Origin of the sequence: Rufibacter hautae (assembly GCF_008271695.1) — a bacterium.
In the GTDB taxonomy this organism is placed as follows: Bacteria; Bacteroidota; Bacteroidia; order Cytophagales; family Hymenobacteraceae; genus Nibribacter; species Nibribacter hautae.
The window spans coordinates 1,330,647-1,352,586 of the sequence record NZ_VKKY01000002.1 but is presented as its reverse complement, the minus strand read 5'-3'; the positions used below and the strand labels follow the sequence as shown (position 1 = coordinate 1,352,586).

18 protein-coding genes are annotated in these 21,940 nt (G+C 53.3%); 9 read left to right on the top strand and 9 right to left on the bottom strand.

The features are described from left to right. Positions 1-10 precede the first annotated feature (10 nt). The 3 genes from FOA19_RS14460 to FOA19_RS14450 all read left to right on the top strand — a co-directional run bounded on the left by FOA19_RS14460 (position 11) and on the right by FOA19_RS14450 (position 3,870). Positions 11-1,051 carry an HlyD family secretion protein gene (locus tag FOA19_RS14460; protein WP_149091493.1) on the top strand — a complete coding sequence of 347 codons (1,041 nt, stop codon included), beginning with the start codon at positions 11-13 and terminating at the stop codon, positions 1,049-1,051. Between the two features lie 3 nt (positions 1,052-1,054). Beyond that, positions 1,055-2,602 carry a DHA2 family efflux MFS transporter permease subunit gene (locus FOA19_RS14455; protein WP_149091492.1) on the top strand — a complete coding sequence of 516 codons (1,548 nt, stop codon included), beginning with the start codon at positions 1,055-1,057 and terminating at the stop codon, positions 2,600-2,602. A 386-nt stretch (positions 2,603-2,988) separates the two neighbouring features. Beyond that, entirely contained in the window at positions 2,989-3,870 is an 882-nt protein-coding gene (locus FOA19_RS14450; protein ID WP_149091491.1) for a bifunctional 5,10-methylenetetrahydrofolate dehydrogenase/5,10-methenyltetrahydrofolate cyclohydrolase, read from the top strand. A gap of 92 nt (positions 3,871-3,962) precedes the next feature. On the opposite strand, the gene thrC is transcribed toward FOA19_RS14450, so the two are convergent. The 3 genes from thrC to FOA19_RS14435 form a co-directional block, all read right to left on the bottom strand. Next, complete coding sequence (gene thrC / locus FOA19_RS14445; protein ID WP_149091490.1) at positions 3,963-5,282, bottom strand: threonine synthase; 1,320 nt, start codon at positions 5,280-5,282, stop codon at positions 3,963-3,965. Continuing rightward, positions 5,279-6,244 carry a homoserine kinase gene (locus FOA19_RS14440; RefSeq protein WP_149091489.1) on the bottom strand — a complete coding sequence of 322 codons (966 nt, stop codon included), beginning with the start codon at positions 6,242-6,244 and terminating at the stop codon, positions 5,279-5,281. The genes thrC and FOA19_RS14440 overlap by 4 nt, the downstream gene beginning before the upstream one ends. 113 nt (positions 6,245-6,357) lie before the next feature. Beyond that, positions 6,358-7,764 (bottom strand): aspartate kinase, encoded by a 1,407-nt coding sequence (locus FOA19_RS14435; protein WP_149091488.1) that lies wholly within the window; start codon positions 7,762-7,764, stop codon positions 6,358-6,360. A gap of 565 nt (positions 7,765-8,329) precedes the next feature. Between FOA19_RS14435 and FOA19_RS14430 the strand changes: the two genes are divergently transcribed. Both FOA19_RS14430 and FOA19_RS14425 read left to right on the top strand, forming a co-directional pair. Next, a complete protein-coding gene (locus FOA19_RS14430; RefSeq protein ID WP_149091956.1) occupies positions 8,330-8,911 on the top strand; it encodes a 7-carboxy-7-deazaguanine synthase QueE in 582 nt (193 codons plus the stop codon). A 3-nt stretch (positions 8,912-8,914) separates the two neighbouring features. After that, the gene (locus FOA19_RS14425; protein WP_223808907.1) at positions 8,915-10,840 is read left to right on the top strand and encodes an OmpA family protein; all 1,926 of its coding nucleotides are present in this window, start codon (positions 8,915-8,917) and stop codon (positions 10,838-10,840) included. 212 nt (positions 10,841-11,052) lie between these two features. On the opposite strand, the gene FOA19_RS14420 is transcribed toward FOA19_RS14425, so the two are convergent. The 4 genes from FOA19_RS14420 to FOA19_RS14405 form a co-directional block, all read right to left on the bottom strand. Continuing rightward, a complete protein-coding gene (locus FOA19_RS14420; RefSeq protein WP_223808906.1) occupies positions 11,053-11,994 on the bottom strand; it encodes a gamma-glutamyl-gamma-aminobutyrate hydrolase family protein in 942 nt (313 codons plus the stop codon). Then, positions 11,982-12,989, bottom strand: coding sequence for an amidoligase family protein (locus FOA19_RS14415; RefSeq protein WP_149091486.1), 1,008 nt, complete (start codon positions 12,987-12,989; stop codon positions 11,982-11,984). Before FOA19_RS14415 ends, FOA19_RS14420 begins: the two co-directional genes overlap by 13 nt. A gap of 276 nt (positions 12,990-13,265) precedes the next feature. Continuing rightward, complete coding sequence (gene ligA, locus FOA19_RS14410) at positions 13,266-15,317, bottom strand: NAD-dependent DNA ligase LigA (protein ID WP_149091485.1); 2,052 nt, start codon at positions 15,315-15,317, stop codon at positions 13,266-13,268. Positions 15,318-15,453: 136 nt separating this feature from the next. Next, positions 15,454-16,551, bottom strand: a complete 1,098-nt coding sequence (locus FOA19_RS14405) for a hypothetical protein (RefSeq protein WP_149091484.1) — start codon at positions 16,549-16,551, stop codon at positions 15,454-15,456. 388 nt (positions 16,552-16,939) lie between these two features. Between FOA19_RS14405 and FOA19_RS14400 the strand changes: the two genes are divergently transcribed. Together FOA19_RS14400 and FOA19_RS14395 are read left to right on the top strand one after the other, a co-directional pair. After that, positions 16,940-17,458: a gluconokinase gene (locus tag FOA19_RS14400; RefSeq protein WP_149091483.1), complete on the top strand. Its 519-nt coding sequence runs from the start codon at positions 16,940-16,942 to the stop codon at positions 17,456-17,458. A gap of 62 nt (positions 17,459-17,520) precedes the next feature. Further along, positions 17,521-18,666: a DEAD/DEAH box helicase gene (locus tag FOA19_RS14395; protein ID WP_149091482.1), complete on the top strand. Its 1,146-nt coding sequence runs from the start codon at positions 17,521-17,523 to the stop codon at positions 18,664-18,666. Positions 18,667-18,778: 112 nt separating this feature from the next. Here FOA19_RS14395 and FOA19_RS14390 read toward each other — a convergent pair whose 3' ends face one another. Further along, on the bottom strand, positions 18,779-19,495 hold the full coding sequence (locus tag FOA19_RS14390; protein WP_149091481.1) for a 3-ketoacyl-ACP reductase: 717 nt from the start codon (positions 19,493-19,495) through the stop codon (positions 18,779-18,781). A 486-nt stretch (positions 19,496-19,981) separates the two neighbouring features. Here FOA19_RS14390 and FOA19_RS14385 point away from each other — a divergent pair, with 486 nt between their 5' ends. Together FOA19_RS14385 and FOA19_RS14380 are read left to right on the top strand one after the other, a co-directional pair. Then, positions 19,982-20,770, top strand: coding sequence for an alpha/beta fold hydrolase (locus FOA19_RS14385; RefSeq protein WP_149091480.1), 789 nt, complete (start codon positions 19,982-19,984; stop codon positions 20,768-20,770). 93 nt (positions 20,771-20,863) lie between these two features. Beyond that, the gene (locus FOA19_RS14380) at positions 20,864-21,280 is read left to right on the top strand and encodes a hypothetical protein (RefSeq protein ID WP_149091479.1); all 417 of its coding nucleotides are present in this window, start codon (positions 20,864-20,866) and stop codon (positions 21,278-21,280) included. Positions 21,281-21,396: 116 nt separating this feature from the next. Here FOA19_RS14380 and FOA19_RS14375 read toward each other — a convergent pair whose 3' ends face one another. Further along, entirely contained in the window at positions 21,397-21,894 is a 498-nt protein-coding gene (locus tag FOA19_RS14375; protein WP_190300408.1) for a DUF4920 domain-containing protein, read from the bottom strand. Positions 21,895-21,940: the final 46 nt, after the last annotated feature.

Sequence of the window (21,940 nt, the reverse complement as noted above, 5' to 3'; positions counted from 1 at the left end):
TACAACCCAAATGGAAACTGAGAAAAAGAAATCGAACAAAGTAATTCCCATCATTTTAGGCCTGGTCCTGATCATTGGCGGATTCTTTGGCGTGAAAGAATACCTGTATTTCAGCAAGCACGAAGACACTGATGACGCCCAGATCGATGCGGACATTAGTCCGGTGGTGGCGCGCGTGAGCGGCTACGTGGATACCATTATGTTTGAGGAAAACACCCACGTAACGCAAGGCCAGGTACTGGTGAAACTGGACGACCGTGACTACGCCATTAAAGTAGAGCAGGCCTTGGCCGCATCACAAGGTGCCAGCGCCAGCACCGGCGTCAACCAGGCCCAGATCACCGCCACGGCTGCCTCGGCCACTACTGCCAAGGCCAACATTGAGGCGACCCGCGTACGCCTCTGGAAAGCGACCCAGGACTACAACCGTTTCGCGAACCTGATCAAAGACGGCTCTATCACGCAGCAGCAGTTTGACCAGGCAAAAGCTGACCGCGACGTAGCCCAGGCGAACTACCAGGCGGCGCAGGACCAATACAAAGCCGCTTTGCAGCAGGTGGGTACCACTCGCTCACAGTTGGCCGTGACCAATACCAGCGTAAACCAGCGCCAGGCCGATGTGGACTTTGCCAAACTGCAGATGTCTTACACCACCATCACGGCACCGGCCAGCGGCATTGTGTCCAAGAAAAATGTGCAGAAAGGCCAGTTGGTGCAAGCCGGCCAGAGCCTGTTCTCCATTGTGAACGACAACAGCATCTTCGTGACCGCCAACTTCAAGGAAACCCAACTAGAGAAAATCCGCGAGGGACAGAAGGTGAAGATTGAGGTAGACGCTTTCCCCGAGGCCAATGTAGAAGGGGAGATCTACAACTTCTCACCCGCCACCGGCGCCAAGTTCTCTCTGCTGCCGCCGGACAATGCGACCGGTAACTTCGTGAAAGTGGTTCAGCGCGTGCCCGTGAAAATCAAAATCAAAGCTTTTCCTGAACTGATGAAGAAACTGCGCCCCGGCATGAGCGTGAAAACATCGGTCCTGACGCAAGAATAAGCCATGGCTGAAACTGGATTAAAAAAATGGGCCATCACCATTACGGTGATCTCGGCGGCACTGCTGGAACTCATTGACACCACCATCGTGAACGTGGCCATGCCGCAGATCCAGGGTAACCTGGGCGCGACGCTGGAAGACGTGGCCATGATTGTGACGGGTTACGCGGTAGCCAACGTGATCATCCTGCCTATGTCGGGGTGGTTAGGCAGCCGCTTTGGCCGGAAGAACTACTTTCTGTTCTCCATCATCGTGTTTACCACGGTGTCGTTCCTTTGCGGAAACGCGACCAGCCTGGAAGAACTGGTGATCTTCAGAATCCTTCAAGGGTTGGCCGGGGGCGGATTGTTGTCCACCTCCCAATCCATCCTGCTGGAGGCTTGGCCTAAGGAACAGGTAGGAACCGCGACCGCTTTGTTCGGACTGGGCGCCGTGGTGGGACCCACGTTGGGACCCACCATCGGGGGGTACATCACCGATAACTACTCCTGGCCCTGGATATTCTACGTGAACATTCCGGTAGGGATTCTGGCCTCTATTGCTACGTACCTGTTCATCAAGAAAACCCCGCGCGAGCTGGGAGGTAAACCGGTGGATTGGTGGGGCATTGCGCTCCTGGCCATTGCGGTGGGAAGTCTGCAGATTGTGCTGGAGAAAGGCGAGACCGAGGATTGGTTTGCCGCCACCTACATCATTGTGCTGTCGGCCACGGCGCTCATCGGGACGCTGCTCTTCATCTGGCGCGAGCTCACGTTTGAGTACCCCATTGTGAACTTCAAGATCATGCGCCACCGGAGTTTCTCCGTGGGCATGTTCACCTCGTTTGTGCTAGGCTTCGGGTTGTACAGCTCCATGTTCGTGTTCCCGGTGTTCACGCAAGGCTTGCTGGGCTTCACGGCGCAGCAATCGGGTAAGCTGCTGTTGCCGGGTGGTTTGTTCACCATCATGATGATGCCTTTTATTGGCAAGATGCTGCAGCGCGGCGTTCCGGCCCAGTTCATGGCTACCGGAGGCATGCTGCTGTTCTTTGTCTTCGCGATGATGATGAACCACTCCACCTTGCTCTCGGGCACCGAAGACTTCTTCTGGCCGCTGGCGATCAGGGGTATCGGGATGGCCTTGCTGTTCGTGCCCTTGACCACGCTGGCGATTCAGGATTTGAAAGGCGCGGAAGTAGGGCAGGGGACCGGGTTGAACAACATGATGCGGCAACTGGGCGGCTCCTTCGGGATTGCGGCTTTGACCACGCTCATCCACGTACGCTCCGGTTTCCACCGCAACAACCTGCTGGTGAACATCAACGAGTACAACCCGGTGTTCACGCAACGGCTACAAGGCCTCATGCAGAACTTCCTGAGCAAAGGCTACACGTTCATGGATGCGCAGAAAGCCGCCTACAAAGCCATTGAAGGAATGGTGATGAAACAGACCGCGCTCTTGTCCTACACCGACGCGTTCTGGGTATCAGGCATGATCATGCTCTGCTCCATTCCGCTCTTGTACCTGCAAAAGTTCAAGAAGAACACCAACGTGCCGGTGGACGTGCATTAATCTCTCTGAGCACCAATAACCTAAATCCCTTTTGGGGCTGTTTTTACAAAAACCGCCTCGAAAGGGATTTTCTTTTGCCGTTACTCTTGTATCGGCGCTAGGTGATGGAAACCTAAGACAGATCAACCTAATCGCAGTATAAAACATTGGCAGATGCTTTTCCTCAAGGCTTTTCGCTGTTCCTGTTTTAGGGCTGTTTTTCCCTAAAGAACTACAAAGTAGCAGACATAGAAGGCCTTAACTGCCGAGGGACTTGCACTGGACCAAACTGAAATATCTTTTTTCTTACATATAACTCAGGCTCAGGAAATAAGTCATAAAACCCGAGGCACTTTCCAAGTTGGCTTGTACTTTTGCGCTTCGTATCATCTCTCATTCTCTTACCCATGACCCTTTTAGACGGAAAGAAAACCTCTGAAGCCATCCAAAGCGAGATTGCCGCAGAAGTTGCCCACATCAAAGAACAAGGAGGAAAGGTGCCACACTTAGCCGCTATTTTAGTGGGCCAGGACGGTGGTTCAATGACGTATGTAAACAACAAAGTTCTGGCCTGCGAGCGTGTTGGATTTGCCTCTACCTTGCTCCATTACGAGACCGATATCACCGAAGAAGTCCTGCTAGCCAAGATCAAAGAGATAAACGAGGATGCCGAGATAGACGGCCTGATTGTGCAGTTACCGCTGCCCAAACACATCAGCTCAGACAAAGTGCTGGAGGTAATGGATTATAAGAAAGACGTGGACGGGTTCCACCCGGTGAACGTAGGTCGCATGGTGGCGGGCCTTCCGGCTTATCTGCCTGCTACGCCCTACGGCATCATGCAACTGTTGGAGCGCTACAACATTGACACCAAAGGCAAACACTGCGTGGTGGTGGGCCGCAGCAACATCGTGGGAACACCCATTAGCATCCTCATGAGCAAATGCACTCTGCCAGGCGAGGCCACTGTCACCATCTGCCACCGCAACACCGTGGATCTGGCGCACCACACCCGACAGGCCGATATCCTCATCGTGGCCGTGGGCAAACCAGGGCTCATCACCGAGGACATGGTAAAAGAAGGTGCCGTAGTCATTGACGTAGGCACCACCCGCGTCACCGATGCCACCCGCGAGAGGGGCTGGCGCTTGCGCGGCGACGTGGATTTTGAAAAAGTAGCCCCTAAATGCAGCTACATCACCCCGGTTCCCGGCGGTGTAGGGCCACTGACCATCTCCATGCTGCTGAAGAACACCTTGCGGGCAGCCAAGAATGAAGTCTACTCATAAGCCCTTAATAAAACGGAAAAGCCTCACCATTCTTAAATGGTGAGGCTTTTCCGTTTAGAGGCTATATTCTAAAAATAAGCATTAAAAGGCTTCTACAGGGTTCCTTCTTTGTGCTCCTGCATCAAAAGCAGCTTGAACCCGGCAAAATCATTGGGCATATCGGTGACTTGTTTCTGCCGTCCCTGGAAGACCTTCAGTTGCTCTGGTAACTCTATTTCCTGGCCTAAGACTTTTTCCATGCTTTCTTTGAACTTGGCAGGATGGGCAGTCTCCAGGAAAATACCTGGTGTTTTCAGTTCGGGTAGTAACTGGCGCAAGCTCAGGTACCCAATGGCACCGTGTGGGTCCAATAAATAGCCGTTTTCCTGATGCACCAGTTTAATGGTGCCTTTGATTTCCTCGTCATCAGCCCAGAAGCCTTTCACCACCTGCTGCATTGCCTCTAATTCGTGGCGGAATAACTCCTGGATGCGCGGGAAGTTGTTTGGGTTTCCTACATCCATGGCATTGGCGATGGTAGCCACGGATGGGGCGGGAGCATACTCGCCGGTCTCCAGGTAGTTGGGCACAATGCGGTTGCGGTTGGTGGCGGCTACAAAGTAGGTAATGGGTAGACCCATCTGGCGGGCCAGCAACCCGGCGGCCAGGTTCCCGAAGTTTCCGCTGGGCACCGAGATGGTGATTTCAGCGGCATCAGGATTCAGTTTTTTCCATTGGCCCCAGGCATGGAAGAAGTACACCATCTGCGGAAGCCACCGCGCCACGTTGATGGAGTTGGCCGAGGAGAGGTTCTTTTTCTGGTTTAAGTCTTCGTCTGAAAAAGCCTGTTTAACAAGGGTTTGGCAATCGTCAAAGGTGCCTTCAATGCCTACGGCGCTGGTGTTCTGCCCCAGCGTGGTGAACTGCATTTCCTGGATCTCACTCACGCCAAACTGCGGATAGACCACCACTACGTCAATGTTCTCCAAGCCCAGGAACCCATTGGCCACGGCGCTGCCGGTGTCTCCGGAAGTAGCCACCAACACGGTGACCGGACGGTCAGGCTCCGCGAAGGCTTGCAAGCAGCGGGACATGAATCGGGCGCCCACGTCTTTGAAGGCGCAGGTAGGTCCGTGGAACAGCTCCAAGGCATAAACGTCTTTTTCCACTTCCACCAGCGGAATCTGGAAAGTGAATACCTCGCCGCAGATCTTCCGGAGGTCCTCGGGGGTTATGTCCGGAGTGACATACGGCTGCAGGACTTCAAAAGCGATCTCGGGCAGCGATAGGCTGGGGAGCGACTCAAAAAAGTCCTCGCCAAGGGTAGGAATCTCATGCGGGAAGAAGAGTCCTTTGTCCTTCGGCAATCCTTTGATGACCGCTTCCTTGAAACTCATTTGGGCGGCGTAGTCATTGGTGCTGTAGTAGTTCATAGCGATACGGCGGGTTGGAAGGTTGACTGGGCCACCAAGCGTACTCCCTGGTCTGGCACCTGTGATACATACGTTTTGGTTTCAATTCCGCTGCCGGCGTAAACACTTTCCATGGCTTCTTTTACCGATTGAGCCTGCTCCAGCGTTGCCGACAAAGCAAAAATGGACGGACCCGAGCCCGAGATCCCGGCGCCCAAAGCACCAGCGGCCAGGGCAGCTTCTTTCACCTGCTTAAACAAAGGAATAAGCACTGAGCGCTCTGGTTCAAAGATCTCGTCATGCAAACTCCGCGAGAGGAGATTATAGTCTTTTTTCAGTAAACCGGCCATTAAACCCGCCAGATTTCCCCACTGCCGGATGCCTTTTTTAAGCGGGATTTCCTGTTTTAGGATGCTGCGCGAGAGCGAAGTCTTGAGTTCTATCTGTGGGTACAGGATGGTGCAGTACAATTCCAGCGGCACCCCCAACGGCACTACATCCAGTGGCTCGTAGTCCCGCACCAACACAAAACCGCCCAGCAGGGAAGGGGCCACATTGTCGGCGTGGGCAGAACCAGAGGCTTTGCGTTCGCCTTCCATGGCGTACATCACCAGTTCCTGGGTAGTGAAGGGTGAACCCAACAAAGCGTTCACAGCGAAGGCGGCCGCGGCTGAGCTGGCGGCACTGCTGCCCAAACCACTACCCACGGGCATGCCTTTGTGCAATTGCAACTCCAGCCCATGGGTAATGTTCAAATCCTCCAGCATTTTCTGGGCTACCACACCAATCACGTTCTCCTTGGCATCGGAGGAAAGTCCCGCAATGCCGTGGATGGCCGAGATGGTGATGCCCGGGGCTTCAGTTTTACGGGCCCACACTTCATCTCCGGGAGCGTCCAGGGCAAACCCCAGCACGTCAAAGCCGCAACACACATTGGCCACGGTGGCCGGGGCATAGGCTTTGACAAAATTGTTGTTATCCATAGGTAAGGCGCTGTAACAGGGTGTCAGACGGTAACTACCCAAAAAGTAGAGGTCTGGTTATCGGTTTAGTTCTTGGTTTTTAAGGTGAATTCAGAAAACGTGGGATAAAGCATTTAAGCCAGCGTGGCAGTTGGTTTCTCAGGGACGGTGACGAAGAACCGGTCGTGGAGCAGGTTCACGGCGCGGTGAGCGTCATTGGTGTTCAGGACTACGGAGATAATCCGCTCGGTGGCTCCCTGGGCAATGGCCCTGATATTGATGTGGTGGTCGCCCAACAACGAGAAAGCCTTGCCCGCGATGCCAGGTTGCTGCACCATGCCGTTTCCTACAATGGCTACAATGCTCATGGGCGTCTCTACGCTCACCGGGTTCAGCTGTCCCTGTTCAATGTCACCGGCAAACTCCTCGGTGATGGCCTGCGCAGCTTTTTCTCCTTCGGCCTCAGCCAAGCCAATGGTGATGCTTTGCTCTGAGGACGACTGGGTAATGAAATAAACGTTGATGCACTCCAGGGCCACGGCCTTGAACATCCGCATGGCCACGCCGGGCACGCCCACCATGCCGCTTCCGCTGATGGTAAGCACCGCAATGTGGTCAATGCAGGAAATACCTTTTACATTTTGCTGGCTAGGGGCGGGGTTCGCGGAGATGAGCGTTCCTTTATGGGCCGGGTTAAAGGTGTTCTTGAGCACCAGCGGAATCTTGGCCGCCACTAAAGGCGCAATGGTGGGCGGGTACAAAACCTTCGCCCCGAAATACGCCAGCTCCATGGCTTCCTCGTAACTAAGTTCCTTAATGGAGTAAGCTGCGGCGGCTTTGCGTGGATCGGTGGTGTACATGCCGTCCACGTCAGACCAGATCTCCAGCAGATCAGCATTTAAAGCTGCGGCATACAGAGAAGCGGTGTAATCAGAGCCGCCGCGGCCCAGGACCGTGGTCTTGCCATCCACGGAGCGGGCGATGAAACCGGGGGCCACAATGAGGTTCGCCTGCGGTAGGTTCTCGCGCATAAGCGCGTAGGTGGCTTTGAGGTTTACCTTGGCGTTGAGGAAGTTGCTATCGGTCTGGATGAAGTCGCGGCTGTCTACCAGTGCATTGGGAAGGCCGTGGTGCTGGAACGCCACAGATACAATGGCCGAGGACAGCCGCTCGCCGTAGGCCATGACCCGGGCCTTGGTGCCGTCGCTGAGTTCATCCAAGAGGTAAATGCCGCGGCAAACGTCTTCCAGTTCCCGGAAAATCATCTTGATGCGACCTTTGATGTCAATCTGCTGGCTCATGGGCACCAGGTCCTCAATGGCCTCCATGTGCTTGCCCTCCAACTGGGAAAGAAGCTCCAGGTAGGTGACATCATGGTCGGCGGCCTTCTGGTACAGGCTGATGAGCAGATCGGTGACTTTGGACATGGCGGAGACCACCACCAGCATTTTAGGGTTGTTTTTCTCCTGCAGAATGGAGATCAGCTGCCGGATGGCCCCGGCATTGGCCACGGAGGTACCTCCAAATTTCAAAACCAGCATATGGTCAGGCTTTTAGAACACGATTATTGTTACGGTGATTTCCGGCCATTGGCCGAAGAGACCCGGTAGAACAAGGCCTTTGGAAGGGACGATATGTGCAGCTATACCCCCGGAGGGGTAATCGTGATAATGCAGGTGGTAATGGAAAACGCCAACACACCAGTACCCGTCTCCTGAACAGAAGGAGAAAGCAAAAGGGATACTATGTTGAGAGTTTTAGGCATTGGTGCCGGCAATATCTGAAAAATTATCAAAGGACAAACTTAAAAGATGAAAAAACTTTATTTGGCCGGTGTAAGCAGCGGGAAAAAGCCGACCTGCAACTCTGGGAAGGAATAGTTAACTTTGCGGCCCCAACCAAAAGCCAGCTCAGTAAACAGAGCTTGTGCGGCAACTTATACCGTTGAATAGATGTTGGGCTTTTACAACAATTCCGTTTAAAGGCAGTTTTCAAGAAAACGGCTCCTAAACAGATTAGCTTATTACTCAGAAATTGGAAGCGACAGCAGATATCAAGATTGCCTCAGTGCACACCGTACCCAAAGACGGCACCAAACTGCCTTTGATGGAACACTTTTACACCATCCAGGGCGAGGGGTACCACACCGGCAAAGCCGCCTACTTCATCCGGCTGGGCGGCTGCGACATTGGGTGCCACTGGTGTGACGTAAAAGAATCATGGGATGCGAACCTGCACCCCCTCACCGATACCGATTGGATTGTACAACAGGCCGAGCAGTACCCCGGCAAAGCCGTGGTGGTGACCGGCGGTGAGCCCTTGATCTACAACCTGGATTACCTTACCTCAGAGCTGCAGAAACGCGGCATCCAGACGTTCATAGAAACCTCAGGGGCGTACCCTTTAAGCGGCACCTGGGACTGGATCTGCCTTTCGCCTAAGAAATTCAAGGGCCCGCACCCCAGCGTGCAGCCGCATGCCGGAGAGCTGAAGGTGATTGTGTTCAACAAAAGCGATTTTGCCTGGGCCGAGGAACATGCCGCCATGGTGGGCCCCAACACGCGCCTCTACCTGCAACCCGAGTGGAGCAAAGCCGATGTGATGATGCCCCAGATAGTGGAGTATGTGAAAAGCAACCCCAAATGGCGCATTTCCCTGCAAACCCATAAATTCCTGAATATCCCCTAACCCATGCCGCGTCTCCCGCTTCTTTGCCTTTTCATCATTTTCTTTTTGCAGCTAACTGCGCCGGCCACCGCCCAGAAACCAGCCGAGGGGTCTGCCAACAAGAAAGCCCAGAACGCCTACCAGGAAGGATTGAAATACATTCAGGCCCGCGATTTTGAGAAGGCCCTGGTGGCGTTCAATGATGCCGTGAAGCGGGATTCTACCTTCGGCGAGGCGTACCTGGAAGCGGCCGGTTTGTACCGCATCCTGCAGAAAGAAGAGGAGGCCTACCAGTATTACCGGCGGGGATTGGCCCAGATGGAATTGAAACCCGGCCGCTCCGCGGATTACTACAATTACGCCGATCTGGCGTTTACCCGCGGCCAGTATGAAAACGCCTCCACGTATTACCAGCACTACGTCCAGTTCGGGAAGAAGAACAGCCGGCAAATGCAGCGCGCGACTCAGCAGCTGGAAAATGCCAAGTTTGCTCAGTACGCCATCAAAACACCGGTAGACTTCAAGCCTCAACCCCTGGGCGAGGGCGTAAACAAATTCAACCTACAGTATTCTCCGGTGCTCACCGCCGACCAACAGGCCCTCCTTTTCACTGCCCGGAACGGCAGCGGTGACCTGGACGATGAGAACCTGTACCTGGCCTCGCGCAAGGACGGGCAGTGGCAGGCAGCGGTTCCTATTTCAGAAGCCATCAATTCAGAGTTGAACGAGGGGGCCGCTTCGCTTTCCGGCGATGGCCGGGTATTAGTCTTCACCTCGTGCAACCGCCAGGATTCTTACGGCTCCTGCGACCTATACATCAGCTACCGCGAGGGCAATGAGTGGAGCAAACCCAAGAACATGGGCCGCACCGTGAACACCAGTTCCTGGGATTCCCAGCCCAGCCTGTCAGCGGATGGACGCACCATTTACTTTGCCTCTAATCGCAAGGGCGGGCAGGGTGGCGAAGACATCTGGGTGACCAAACAGCAGGAGGACGGCAACTGGAGCCTGCCCGTGAACTTGGGTCCGAAGGTAAACACCACTGGCCGCGAGAACTCACCTTTCCTGCACGCGAGCGGCAACACGCTGTACTTCGCTACTGATGGGTTGCAGGGCATGGGCGGTTTGGATCTGTTTAAGGTAAACCGGGAGAAAAACGGCTGGGGAACGCCCCAGAACATGGGCTACCCGCTGAATACCCACCGCGACGAAAGCTCCATCTTTATTTCCCCTGACAACAAAACCGGCTATTACTCAGGTCAGGCCGTGGCCGGGACCAAAGTCGAAGTGGCCTTGCTGCAGTTTGAGGTGCCCGAGGTCTGGAAAAGCAAAACGGTTTCTTCCTTTGCCCAGGGCCGCGTTTTTGATGCTGTTTCCAAAAAACCGCTCAAAGCCACGGTGCAGGTGTATGACCTGGATTCGGCCAGCGTGATCTCGCAGCAGGTGAACTCAGACGGAAGTTCGGGGGCGTACACCATCGTCCTGAACCAGAAGCAGCGGTACGCTTTGTACGTGACGGCGCCCAACCACGTGCTGGAAAGCCGCCACATCTCGGCGACCTCCACCTCTGCGCCGCTGGCGCTGGATTTCTACCTGCAACCCTTGGGCAAAGGCGCGAAAGCCGTGCTCAGCAACATCTTCTTTGACACCGGTAAGGCCGAACTTCGTCCTGAGTCCCAGACGGAGCTGAACAAAATCTTCCAGTTCCTGAAGGCCAACCCCAAGATACAGGTGGAGATTGCCGGCCACACCGATAACGTGGGCCAGCCCGCCGCCAACCAGAAACTCTCCGAGGCCAGGGCCAAAGCGGTGGTAAAATACCTGGTCTCCAAAGGCGCTCCGGCCTTTATCTTCCAGGCCAAAGGCTACGGTCAAACCCAACCAGACGCCCCTAACACCTCAGAAGAGAACCGCCAGCTTAACCGCCGCATAGAAATGCGTATTTTGTAAGAAATAAATTAAGCCACCTATAAACAATCTGCTCAAAGGCTGGTTGTTATAGTAAGTGAAACTTAAGGTTTAGTTGTTTAATTGATTTAGTAGAAAGGAAAAGCGGCCGGATTATATCCGGCCGCTTTTTTTGTTTTTAGGCTGTTTTTACCAAATCAAGGCTAAAGCGGCTATCACTTTGCCATTAGAAGGAAAGCTTTCGCAGGTGAAACTTACAGGGTGCTTTTTTCGGTGCTTTCGGCCACTTGTTGGTCCAGGGAAACCAGGGCGGCATCACGGGGTTGGGCCAGGGCGGCAGCCATGTCTGGTTCTTCAATCTGCCGGTTCACTTCGCGGGCTTTCTGCACCAGGGCCTGGAAGAGCCGGCGTTGTTCCTGCCGGCGGGGAAGGTATTCAGGGTGCCATTGCACGCCCATGATAAAATCCCGGCTCACATGTTCAATGGCCTGCACCACTCCGTTCGATTCTTTGGCCACTATCTCCAGGCCTTTGCCCGGAGTGTCCACCGCCTGGTGGTGCAGGGCGTTCACTTTGAGCTTAGTCACACCTACAATCTGCGCCAACTTACTGCCGGGCTTAAAGCTGACTTTCTTCACCGGGAAAACGCTGGACGGGTTAGGCTCTTCCTTGTAGAAATTGCTGATGTCCTGGTGCAGGGTTCCCCTGAAATACACATTCAAAAGCTGAGAGCCACGGCAGATACCCAGCACCGGCAGATTTTTCTTTACGGCCTGGTCTATGAGCTGAAACTCCAGATGGTCGCGGTCATGGTCCAGGGACCACTGCGGCTTGCGGCTGAAGAGTTTGCGCACGAAAAACAGGGCGGGGTAATAGATCCAGCGGGTGAAACGCCAGATGCGCTGGAAGAAGTTTTTCTTAGGGTTCTGGAGCGTGCGTTTGAGGTACTCCTGGAACACCGATTCCTGCTGGTAGGTCTGCGGGTTCACATCGGCGCCGCCGCCCACAATGAGGCCCTGCAGCCCATCGGCGGTGCGGGGGTTAGAAGGGGTGATGTGCACAGGTCGGCCACCGGCCAGCAATACCCCGAAGGCCGTGAAAACCCACGCCACCTCGCCTCCCTTGTCAGGGCCGGTGATGCCAATGGTAGGCCTGTTGCGGTGAATCTTAGGGTTGGTCTGCTTTACGGTAGCCACTGCTCGGTTTGTTTGCACCATTTTTTCTCAAACCCGATAAGTGTATTCTCTTTCAGGTTGAGGTATTCTTTGCTCATCTGGGTAATCCGGTCTGGGTCATTGGCCAGTTCTTCTATTACTACCCAGTTGTTCCATTCCTGGGCCAAAGTCCAGGTTGGGTCTGAGACGCAGGAGTTGGGCAGCCGGTAATGGAAAGTCTTTCTGGCTTTTACGCTACCCAAATTGGTGAATTGGTTTACTTGGTCAGGCCTCACGTGGGCAAAGAGCGGGTACATATCCAACGGACGGTTCCGGTCTGGGTTGTACTGGTGGTAGTCGTCAATGAGTTGCTCCAAGGTGGGCGTGTACGCCGGATCCAGGACCAGTTGGTTGTACTCAGCGGGAAAAGGATTGATGAACGAGGTGAGGTTCTTGCGGGCAAAATCGGTTTCGCCGGCTTCCAAAAGCCAGGGGTACAAAAGCAGAAACGCCCGTATGTACCGCAGAATGGTAGTTGGTTCGGTATCAGGGATTTCCACGTTGATGTGCGTCCCGAAGGCGTTGGTGATGAAAGCCTCAGTGCCCTTGGCGTGGTGCTCATACAGGCTCTGCCGCAAAACCTCCAATTGCTCCAGTTGGTCATAGGGGAGAGGCGGCACGCCAATTTCATACGGAATCACTTTCTGGATCACGGCCTCCAGGGTATCATCTATGAGATTTTCCAAAGTCTCCTCTCCAAATTTGATGTGCTCCACATTTATGTTCAGCTTCTCAAAAAGCGCTTTGTACTGTTTCTCCGTCAGCAGCTTCAGGTCTATCTCCACGCTGAAATCTCCCAGGCGCGTATTCACCAGCTTCGCCGAAAAGCGGTTTTCCCATTCTATCTCGCCTCCGTACAGCACCTGGACAATCTCCAGGCATTCATTGATGCCCACATTCGCGAACTCCAATTCAAAGCCCACGGTGCGCACCTGTCCTTCCTTATTCTTCTCAATTGGCAGGGGTTTGAAAGTCATAATGTTATTGTCTACGCAGTTTCCTAAACGAACGAGACTGATAGCATAGCGTTACACTTTTTGTACTATTTTATTGCCTAGTAGGCTCCAATGCTTTCAACGGCTTATAGAAATTCAAACCAAATGCCTGATGAAGCAGAAACAAAGAACCCGTTTAAGGGCTGTTTTGCAGAAAGCAGCCCCTAAACGGGTTTTATCTTAAATCAGTGGCTCCTAACCTCTACCGTAGATCAACGGCGGGTTGTCAAACCATCTGTAGTTTCTGCCTTTGTCAGCTTAAGCCAACATCTGGTTGAATTCCTCTTCAGACACAATCTTCACGCCCAAGGTGGTGGCTTTCTCTAGTTTGCTCGGGCCCATTTTGTCGCCGGCTACCAGGTAAGAGAGCTTTTTGGAGATAGACGAGACAATCTTCCCGCCGTTGGCCACAATGGTATCCTGCAGTTCCTCGCGGGAGTAGCCGGAGAACACCCCCGACACCACGAAAGTAAGGCCCGCCAGTTTATCTGATTGCGGCTCTACCACGGCTACCTCGCCCAAGTCTAACTGCAGGCCATGAAAGCGCAGGCGCTCCACCAAATGCACGTTGGCCACATCCTGGAAATACTCCCGCACCGAAGCGGCAATGCGGCCCCCAATTTCGGGCACCGCAATGAGTTCTTCCTCAGTGGCGGCGCGCAGGGCGTCTACGTTCCGGAAGTGCTGGGCCAGTTTCTGGGCCACGGTATTGCCTACAAACCGGATGCCCAAGGCAAACAGCACGCGGTCAAAAGGTGCTTCTTTGGAGTTTTCCAACGCTTTGAGGATGTTCTCCACGGTGGTTTTCTGGAACGTGACCACGCGGCTTTTACCGGTTTCCTCGTTCACAAAGGTCTTCTTCAACCCGAACAGGGTGTCATAAGTAAGGTCATACAGGTGGTCGGGGCTAGTGACTAGGCCTTGTTCCACCAGCAGTTCAATCTTGCCTTCGCCCAGACTCATGATGTTCATGGCCTTGCGGCTGATGAAGTGCTCCAGTTTACCTTTCACCTGCGGCGGACAGCCTTTCTCGTTGGGGCAGTAATGGTTGGCTTCCCCCTCGGTACGGACCAAGGCGGTAGTACAGGCCGGGCAGATGGTAGGATAGACAATCGCTTCGGCGTTTTCGGGGCGTAATTCGGTTTTAACCGCCGTTACTTTCGGGATGATCTCGCCGCCTTTCTCCACTACTACTTTGTCCCCGATTCTCAGGCCTAAACGCTCGATCTCGTTCGCGTTGTGCAAGGAGGCGCGTTTTACGGTGGTGCCGGCTAGCAGAACCGGTTTCATAAGCGCCACGGGGGTGACAGCGCCGGTACGGCCCACGTTGTACTCAATGCCCAGCAGATCGGTGACAGCTTCCATGGCTTTGTATTTGTAGGCCATGGCCCAGCGCGGGCTCTTGGCCGTGTAGCCCAGTTCCTCTTGCTGCGCGTAGGAATTCACCTTCACCACAATGCCATCCGTGGCGATGGGCAGCTCAAAGCGTTTGGTTTCCCATTCGTGGATAAAGTCCATCACTTCTTCAATGGTGCCGCACACGCGCCAAGTAGGCGATACGTTCAGTCCCCACCGCTGCAACGCTTCCAAGCTTTGGGAATGGCTGTCAAACAGGGTAGGAGTGCTGAGCAAACTGTAGGCGAACATGCTCAGGCGGCGACGGGCCACTTCTTTGGAGTCCTGCAACTTCAGGGTACCCGAGGTGGCGTTGCGGGGGTTGGCCATCAAGGCCTCGCCGATTTCTTCGCGCTCTTTGTTCAGTTCCTCAAAAACGGTGAACGGCATGAACACCTCCCCGCGTACCTCTACCTCCGCTGGTATGTCTTCTCCGTGCAAGTGCAGGGGAATGGTGCGGATGGTGCGCACGTTGGGGGTGATGTCATCGCCGCGGGTGCCGTCTCCGCGGGTGACACCGGCGGTGAGAGCCCCATTGGTGTAGGTGAGGCTCATGGCCACGCCGTCAAACTTGAGTTCGCAGACGTACTCCACGTGGTCACCGGTCACTTTGCGCACGCGGGTATCAAACTCCCGTACCTCCTCCTCAGAGTAGGTGTTGCCCAAAGAAAGCATGGGGTATTTGTGCTTGACCGTAGGGAAGTTCTTGGTGATGGTGCCGCCCACCCGCTGGGTGGGGGAGTTGTCTGAGCGCAAAACGGGGTGTTGTTCTTCCAGGTGTTGCAGCTCTTTCAGCATCTGGTCAAACTCATAGTCAGACACTTCTGAGACGCTGTTCTGGTAATATTGGTAGTTGAGGTAGTTCAGGCGTTGGGTAAGCTCCAAGATGCGGGCTTCAGGGTTCTGCTCAAGCATGGGTGCGTGTTTTGGTCTTTGAGCAAAGGTAGGAAAAAGGGCGCTTGCCTTGTCTATTCAGGAGAGGAGGAAGTCTCTGCTTTAAGCCTGTTTTTGAAAAAACGTCTCTTTTTCAATAATGAAGGTCCCCAGATTTTTAGCGGTTGTAAGGAACCTCATTCACCCAATGGAAGCCTCTTCGGGCCAGCGGCAGTTTTCGAAGATCGATTTTCCTGAGGTCGATTTTGACAGAGTCTTTGTTCAGGTGCCCCCGTAACGTGAGGAGATTACTGTTTGTTTGATAGTACCGGAGGCTGGAGGTTTGGGTACTATCCAAGGGCGAATACCAGGAGAGGCTTTTCTGGGTTGTATCTACCGTTGCCTTTAACCGCTGGACGGAATCGTTCATGATTCTGGCGGATATGGAATTTTCGTTGTTCACCAGAAACAGTTTCCAGCGGATGGTGTCGGTGGTGAGAGGCGGTAAGGTATCTCCGTTAAGGATAAATGTTGTTACCTGAAAGGCACCGTGCAAAGGTGCCTTCGTGATTGAAGTAGTGTAGGATTTATACTGTTGGTAGCCCATGACAATGGTGGAATACCCAAAGTAGCACAAGAGTGACAGCTTCAGCCAAAAGTGCGTCTGGTGCATCCATTTTTTCTGGAAATCTGGCGCTGCCAGGGTAGCTGCAGGTACTGGATTGTTTAAGAAGAAGAAGGTGAAAAGCCGTTTTAGATCTGGTGCCGCTACAAACAACGCCATGAACAGCAGGTGCGAAGAAAATATTTTCACAGGCACATCATAGAAGAAGTTGATGGCCACAATGTTTGCCATCACCCCAAACCCTAATAGCGCACCAAAGGTGGCTGTCCGCCGGAAGAGCAGTAAGACTCCGCCCAGGGCCTCGGCAAAGCCCGTGAAATAGTTGTAGCCCGTAGAATAACCCATGAATTTCCAAACCAGACCCATGGGGGAGCTTTGCCACAAAGGCGTAAAAAGATAGCTGGGGGCCGGAAAAAGAAATTGTGTTTTGTAGATTTTGGCGAAGCCATAGCCTATCAAAGTAGCGGCCAAGGAGTATCTAACCAGCACCATTGCCCAATAGAATAGGCTATCGTAGTTTTTGCGCTTGTTGTCAAGGAGGGTCCAAACAATAAACCCAACCAAAGCCAGCAGAATAATCCCTAATAACTGGACGTAGTAAAACAGGGTATCCCCACTGCCTGAAGGGGTATCCACTACCGGTTGCTCCATAAGCAACACATGCTTCGCCAAGAAACTAACCAAAGGACCCCACCACGACGAAAGCAAGGGACCTAGAATGTATAAAGCAAAGTAGAGGGCGAAAAACCGGAACAATAGCTTCTTCCACGCACTCCATTGATTTAGGGTAGAGGTTTCTGTTTCCAAAATCAGAGGGGTTTACGTGGTAGAAGTATACTTTAAATTACATATTATAAATGATTTAACCTATTGAAGAACAGGCTAATAAACAACTGACAACCTTGAAAGAGAAAGTCTTATGGTGTGCTTTTTTCTTTTTTTAGGCTAATTCGGTACTTTGACGGGCAAGGAACCAGTACAACACTTGGGCATCTATGCTGGTTATGGTACTTTAGTGTATTTTACATAAGAACAGAACATGTCATACATGGTAATGGGTGTATCGGGGAGCGGAAAGACCACGGTAGGAAAGCTTTTGGCGCAGGAACTGGGCTTCCATTTCTTTGACGCCGATGATTACCACCTGGCGCCCAGCATTGAGAAAATGCGCAGCGGCATACCGCTCACCGACGAGGACCGCTCAGAGTGGCTTGTAAAGCTGAACGGACTTCTGCAGGAAGCCGAAAAAGCGGGGCAAGAGATTGTACTGGCCTGCTCGGCGCTCAAAGAGAAGTACCGGCTGGTTTTGCAGCAGAACCTTAAAAATGAGCTTAAAATAACCTTCCTGCACGGCGACCCGGCCTTACTCCAGAGCCGGCTGAGCGCCCGGGCCGGGCACTTCATGCCGGGTACGCTGCTGACCTCCCAACTGAACACTTTGGAAGTGCCGCGCAATGCCTTGTCTTTGGATGTGGTGCATTCCCCGGAGGTGCTGGTGCAGGAAATCATCAAGGGCTTTCCGCCTGGTGGTACCGCTGTGGCTGCCACTGATGGTTGAGCAATCCAGAACCCGTTTTTAAAGGCTATCTTTGGGGCTTCCATTTCCTTCAAGACAAAAGTATGTCCTTTTCAGAGTTAGGTTTATCGCCCGCCATTGTGAAAGCCGTGGCCGCCCAGAAGTTTCCTCAGCCCACTCCGGTGCAGAAAGTCGCCATTCCGGAGATTCTGAATGGGCGGGACCTGTTGGGCATCGCGCAGACGGGCTCGGGGAAAACGGCAGCCTACGCTTTGCCGCTCCTGGACAAAATGCAGACGAACCGGGCTTTCAAGAACCGTTATGTGAAGGCGCTGGTCCTGGTTCCTACGCGGGAACTGGCCTTGCAGGTAGGGGAGGTGTTCCTGTCCTTCAGCGCGCATATACCTATTCAGATCAAGACACTGGCGGTATTTGGGGGCGTGTCCATCAATCCGCAGATGATGAAGTTGCAGGGGACCGATATCCTGGTGGCGACGCCGGGCCGTTTGCTGGATCTGGTGGAATCTAAAGCGGTGCATCTGTCTGAAGTGGAAACGCTGGTTTTGGACGAGGCCGATAAAATGCTGAACCTGGGCTTTGAGGAGGAGATGCGCCAGATTCTGGCCCTTTTACCAAAAAGACGTCAGAATCTGCTGTTCTCGGCCACGCTGGATAATAAGGTGAACGCCATCCAGGAGACTTTGCTGCATGAGCCCATCCTGGTGGAAATCAAGGAAGAGGAAACCTCCGGACCCTCCCTCATCTCTGAAATGGCCTATCTGGTGGCCACCGAGAAAAAAGGTCCGTTCCTGCGCTATCTCATTAAGCACCGCAACATGCAGCAGGTACTGGTGTTCGTCTCCGCTACCCAGCGCGCCGATCACCTGGTGACCAAACTCGCCAATAACGGGATCAAGGCGGTGGCGCTGCACAGCGGTAAAAGCCAGGGCGCCCGCACCGAGGCCTTGGCCTTGTTCAAGAAAGGGAAAGTGGCGGTGCTGGTGGCAACTGATCTGGCTTCCAGAGGCATTGATGTGCAATACCTGCCCTACGTGATCAATTATGACTTGCCGCGCTCCTCCAAAGACTACATCCACCGGATCGGTCGTACGGGTAGGGCGGAATCGGCGGGAGAGGCGATCACGCTGGTAACTCCCGAGGATGCGCACCATTTCAAGATCATCCAGAAGCAAACCAAGCGCGTGATTTCCACCCAGGAGACCGGAGACATAGACCTGAAAGGCTTTTAGATCAAGTAAACAGAAACTGAAGTCTAGCTAAAAAGGGTTTCGGGGCTGTTTTCCATAAAACAGCCCCGAAACCCTTTTCTTTTTAGATCGGCTTGTAGCCGATGTTGGTTCCCTACGGATTGGTGGACCAGATGCCCGCATCTTTCAGGAACACCCGGCGGTTCAGTTTCAACTGGCACACCACAAACTCCGCAAAATCCTCCGGCTGCATGACTTTCTCGGGGTTGCCGTCGGTGAGTTTGAGGCCAACGGCCAACTCGGTGGCCACGGTGCTGGGAGTGAGGGTGGTCACCCGGATGTTGTGCTTCCGGACTTCCTGCATCAACGACTCAGACAGTCCTATTAACCCGAATTTGGAGGCGCTGTAGGCACTGGTGACCGCCGAGCCGCGTTGCCCGGCAGTGGAGGAGATGTTCACAATGTCGCCGGTCTTCTTGGAGATCATGGCCGGTAGCACGGCACGGGTCACATAGTAAGGCCCCATCAGGTTAACCTTAATGATGTGCTCCCATTGATCCGGCTCCAGGTCCAGGAACTTCCCGAAGGAAGCAACGCCGGCGTTGTTGATGAGGATGTCAATAAAGCCCAGTTCCTGCTGTACCTGCTCCACGGCATGGTTCACGCTGTAGATTTGGGTGACATCGGCGGTGACGATGGAGGTCTCTACGCCAAGCGCTTCTATCTCAGCGGCCACTTTCTCCAAGTCGCTCTGCGTGCGGGCCAGTAACCCTATGTTTACTCCTTCTTTCGCCAGCGCAAGGGCTACCGCGCGCCCTATTCCCTTGCCAGCGCCCGTGATGAGGGCAGTTTTCCCTTTTAAAGATTCCATACAGTGTACTTATAATGTCAAACTCCGGCAGCTACGCCGTTCCGCACCAGGTTCATGGCCCTATAAAGCCAAAACGTGTGCTTCTGGTCCAAGGTTAAACGGGCAAAATTTCTGGTAGTTTTGTTTCTTTTAGGGGAAGGTTAGTAGAGCTTCATTCGCTTATTTACAGGAGCGAGAGGTAAAGAACCGTAGCCTTTAAAAGCTTTTTTGGTCCTGTTTTCTTTGAATCATGGGTAAAACAGTTTTCATCCGTGGACCTAATATTGCTTTTATGATAGAATTTTAATCACAAGCTTTAAAGTAAATAATCCCTTAATTATCAGAGCCTTACTTTATCAAGTCTTTACTTGGCAGATTTAAAATCAGAACCATGGCTGTTTTGATAAAAAGGACTTAAAAGAGAATCTTATATAGAAGATTCGTATATTTAAGCCGCCCTCCTTCACTGGTGGACTTTTGTACTTGCCCTTTCTTACCCCCCTAACCATGAAAGCGATCAAAAGAAATTACGTACAAGTCAAAGGCAGGGGGGAGAAGCCCATGCTGTTTGCCCACGGCTATGGCTGTGACCAGAATATGTGGCGCTACATTACGCCCGCATTTGAGGAGGAGTATAAGATCATCCTTTTTGACCATGTCGGCTTCGGGAAAGCAGATACCTCAGCGTATGTTCTGGAGCGTTATTCCTCGCTGCAATCCTACGCGGTAGACATTCTGGAAATTTGCGAAGAACTGGAGTTGGAGGATGTCATCTTTGTGGGCCACTCCGTGAGTGCCATGATTGGGGTGCTCGCTTCCATCATTGACCCCGCCAGGTTCTCCAAATTGGTGTTGATCGGACCATCGCCCCGCTACATTAATGACGAGGACTACACCGGCGGCTTCACCCAGGAGAGTATTGATGGCCTGCTAGCTTCCCTTGACAGCGATTACCTGAACTGGTCGCACAGCATTGCGCCCGTGATCATGGGCAACGAAGACCGGCCAGAGCTAGGCCAGGAGCTTGCCCAGAGCTTCTGCCAAAGCAACATTGAGGTGGCCAAGGAATTTGCCCGTATTACTTTCCTCTCAGATAACCGCGCCGACCTGCAGAACGTTAAAACAGAAACCCTGATTCTGCAGTGTTCTGATGACGTGATCGCCCCTTTGCCCGTAGGGGAGTACATGCACAAGAACGTGGCCAACAGCAAGTTCAAACTCCTGAAAGCCACCGGCCATTGCCCTAACCTGAGTGCCCCGGAAGAAACCATCGCCGCCATAAAAGAATTTTTATAGCCTTGGTTCTATCCCTGAGCATGATAGCAAAAAGGTGTTTTTCTTACTGTTCTGCCCAAAATTAGGCTGGACAGGAGGCGGTAAATTAAGTGCATGGATAAAACGGAGCTCAAGAAAGCGAATGGTGATGTATATTTTGAGGCGCAATGGCTGCCCCTGGATGGGTACATCCTGGTGAACTGGATTGGGATCCAAACGCTTGAAACAGTGGTGATGGGCGGAAACCAAATCCTGGCTATGCTGCGCGAAAAACCTACCCGCGGATTACTCAACAGCAACCGCGAGCTGATTGGCCCCTGGGAGGTGGCCGTGCCGTACATGGCTTTCAAGTGGGGACCTGCCGCAAGCGCTTTGGGCCTGCGCTACTTCGCCCATGTCCTGTCCCCGGGAATCTTCGGGCAGAGGTCCTTTGACTCCTTCCAGAAACAATTGAAAGAGCCGCTCCTAAACGTGCGGGCTTTTGAAAACCAAACCCAGGCCGAGCAATGGCTTCTTCGGCAATTGACGTAATCCTATTAACAAGGCTTTCTTCCAGTTCAAGACGCGTTTAAACCAAAGCCTCCGTTTCAGAGCCGTTTTTCATAAAACAGCTCTGAAACGGAGGCTTTAGTTTATTTGCCTGAAGGTTATTGTTTGACCTGAACGCCCGAGGCGACAAACGTGATAGAGGCTTTGGGTTTGGTGATGGCGGCAATCTCTTCTTTGCTTTGCCCGGCATCCTCCGCGAAGTGGCGCTGGTCTGCCACACTCACGGTATCCCTGAAAGCCACGCCTTCAAACACCACTTCCTTGCCTACTATGTCTTTGGGCATAAAGAACGCGTAGTTCTTGAAGGTAACCCGCATGGGTTCTTGCCCCTCCACGGCTACTTTCATCCAACAGCCTTTGGCCTGGCACACTTCCAGCACATTGGTGGCGATAGTGGCCTTCGCCGAGTCCTGGCGCTCCAGCATGACAGGTAACTGAGCGGCGGTAATGGCGTTGGTAGGCGTTACCTTCGTACCGAAGGTTTTCACCGGTTGGGTAGCAGCCTTGGCGGCAGATCCAGGGGTCTCTGGGTTTCTGGCGCAGTTTGCAAGAAGTAGGGCCAAAACCAATGCGGAAGGATAAAGGAGCTTTTTCATAGCGATGTGGGATTTAACCATGAGTAAATCTACTCAACTTCGCCTA

Bases quoted from the DNA above. Each gene is read 5' to 3' on its own strand.
- FOA19_RS14460 (WP_149091493.1), top strand. From the start codon at position 11: ATGGAAACTGAGAAAAAGAAATCGAACAAAGTAATTCCCATCATTTTA.
- FOA19_RS14455 (WP_149091492.1), top strand. From the start codon at position 1,055: ATGGCTGAAACTGGATTAAAAAAATGGGCCATCACCATTACGGTGATC.
- FOA19_RS14450 (WP_149091491.1), top strand. From the start codon at position 2,989: ATGACCCTTTTAGACGGAAAGAAAACCTCTGAAGCCATCCAAAGCGAG.
- thrC (WP_149091490.1), bottom strand. From the start codon at position 5,282: ATGAACTACTACAGCACCAATGACTACGCCGCCCAAATGAGTTTCAAG.
- FOA19_RS14440 (WP_149091489.1), bottom strand. From the start codon at position 6,244: ATGGATAACAACAATTTTGTCAAAGCCTATGCCCCGGCCACCGTGGCC.
- FOA19_RS14435 (WP_149091488.1), bottom strand. From the start codon at position 7,764: ATGCTGGTTTTGAAATTTGGAGGTACCTCCGTGGCCAATGCCGGGGCC.
- FOA19_RS14430 (WP_149091956.1), top strand. From the start codon at position 8,330: ATGGAACACTTTTACACCATCCAGGGCGAGGGGTACCACACCGGCAAA.
- FOA19_RS14425 (WP_223808907.1), top strand. From the start codon at position 8,915: ATGCCGCGTCTCCCGCTTCTTTGCCTTTTCATCATTTTCTTTTTGCAG.
- FOA19_RS14415 (WP_149091486.1), bottom strand. From the start codon at position 12,989: ATGACTTTCAAACCCCTGCCAATTGAGAAGAATAAGGAAGGACAGGTG.
- ligA (WP_149091485.1), bottom strand. From the start codon at position 15,317: ATGCTTGAGCAGAACCCTGAAGCCCGCATCTTGGAGCTTACCCAACGC.
- FOA19_RS14405 (WP_149091484.1), bottom strand. From the start codon at position 16,551: ATGGAGCAACCGGTAGTGGATACCCCTTCAGGCAGTGGGGATACCCTG.
- FOA19_RS14400 (WP_149091483.1), top strand. From the start codon at position 16,940: ATGTCATACATGGTAATGGGTGTATCGGGGAGCGGAAAGACCACGGTA.
- FOA19_RS14395 (WP_149091482.1), top strand. From the start codon at position 17,521: ATGTCCTTTTCAGAGTTAGGTTTATCGCCCGCCATTGTGAAAGCCGTG.
- FOA19_RS14390 (WP_149091481.1), bottom strand. From the start codon at position 19,495: ATGGAATCTTTAAAAGGGAAAACTGCCCTCATCACGGGCGCTGGCAAG.
- FOA19_RS14385 (WP_149091480.1), top strand. From the start codon at position 19,982: ATGAAAGCGATCAAAAGAAATTACGTACAAGTCAAAGGCAGGGGGGAG.
- FOA19_RS14380 (WP_149091479.1), top strand. From the start codon at position 20,864: ATGGATAAAACGGAGCTCAAGAAAGCGAATGGTGATGTATATTTTGAG.
- FOA19_RS14375 (WP_190300408.1), bottom strand. From the start codon at position 21,894: ATGAAAAAGCTCCTTTATCCTTCCGCATTGGTTTTGGCCCTACTTCTT.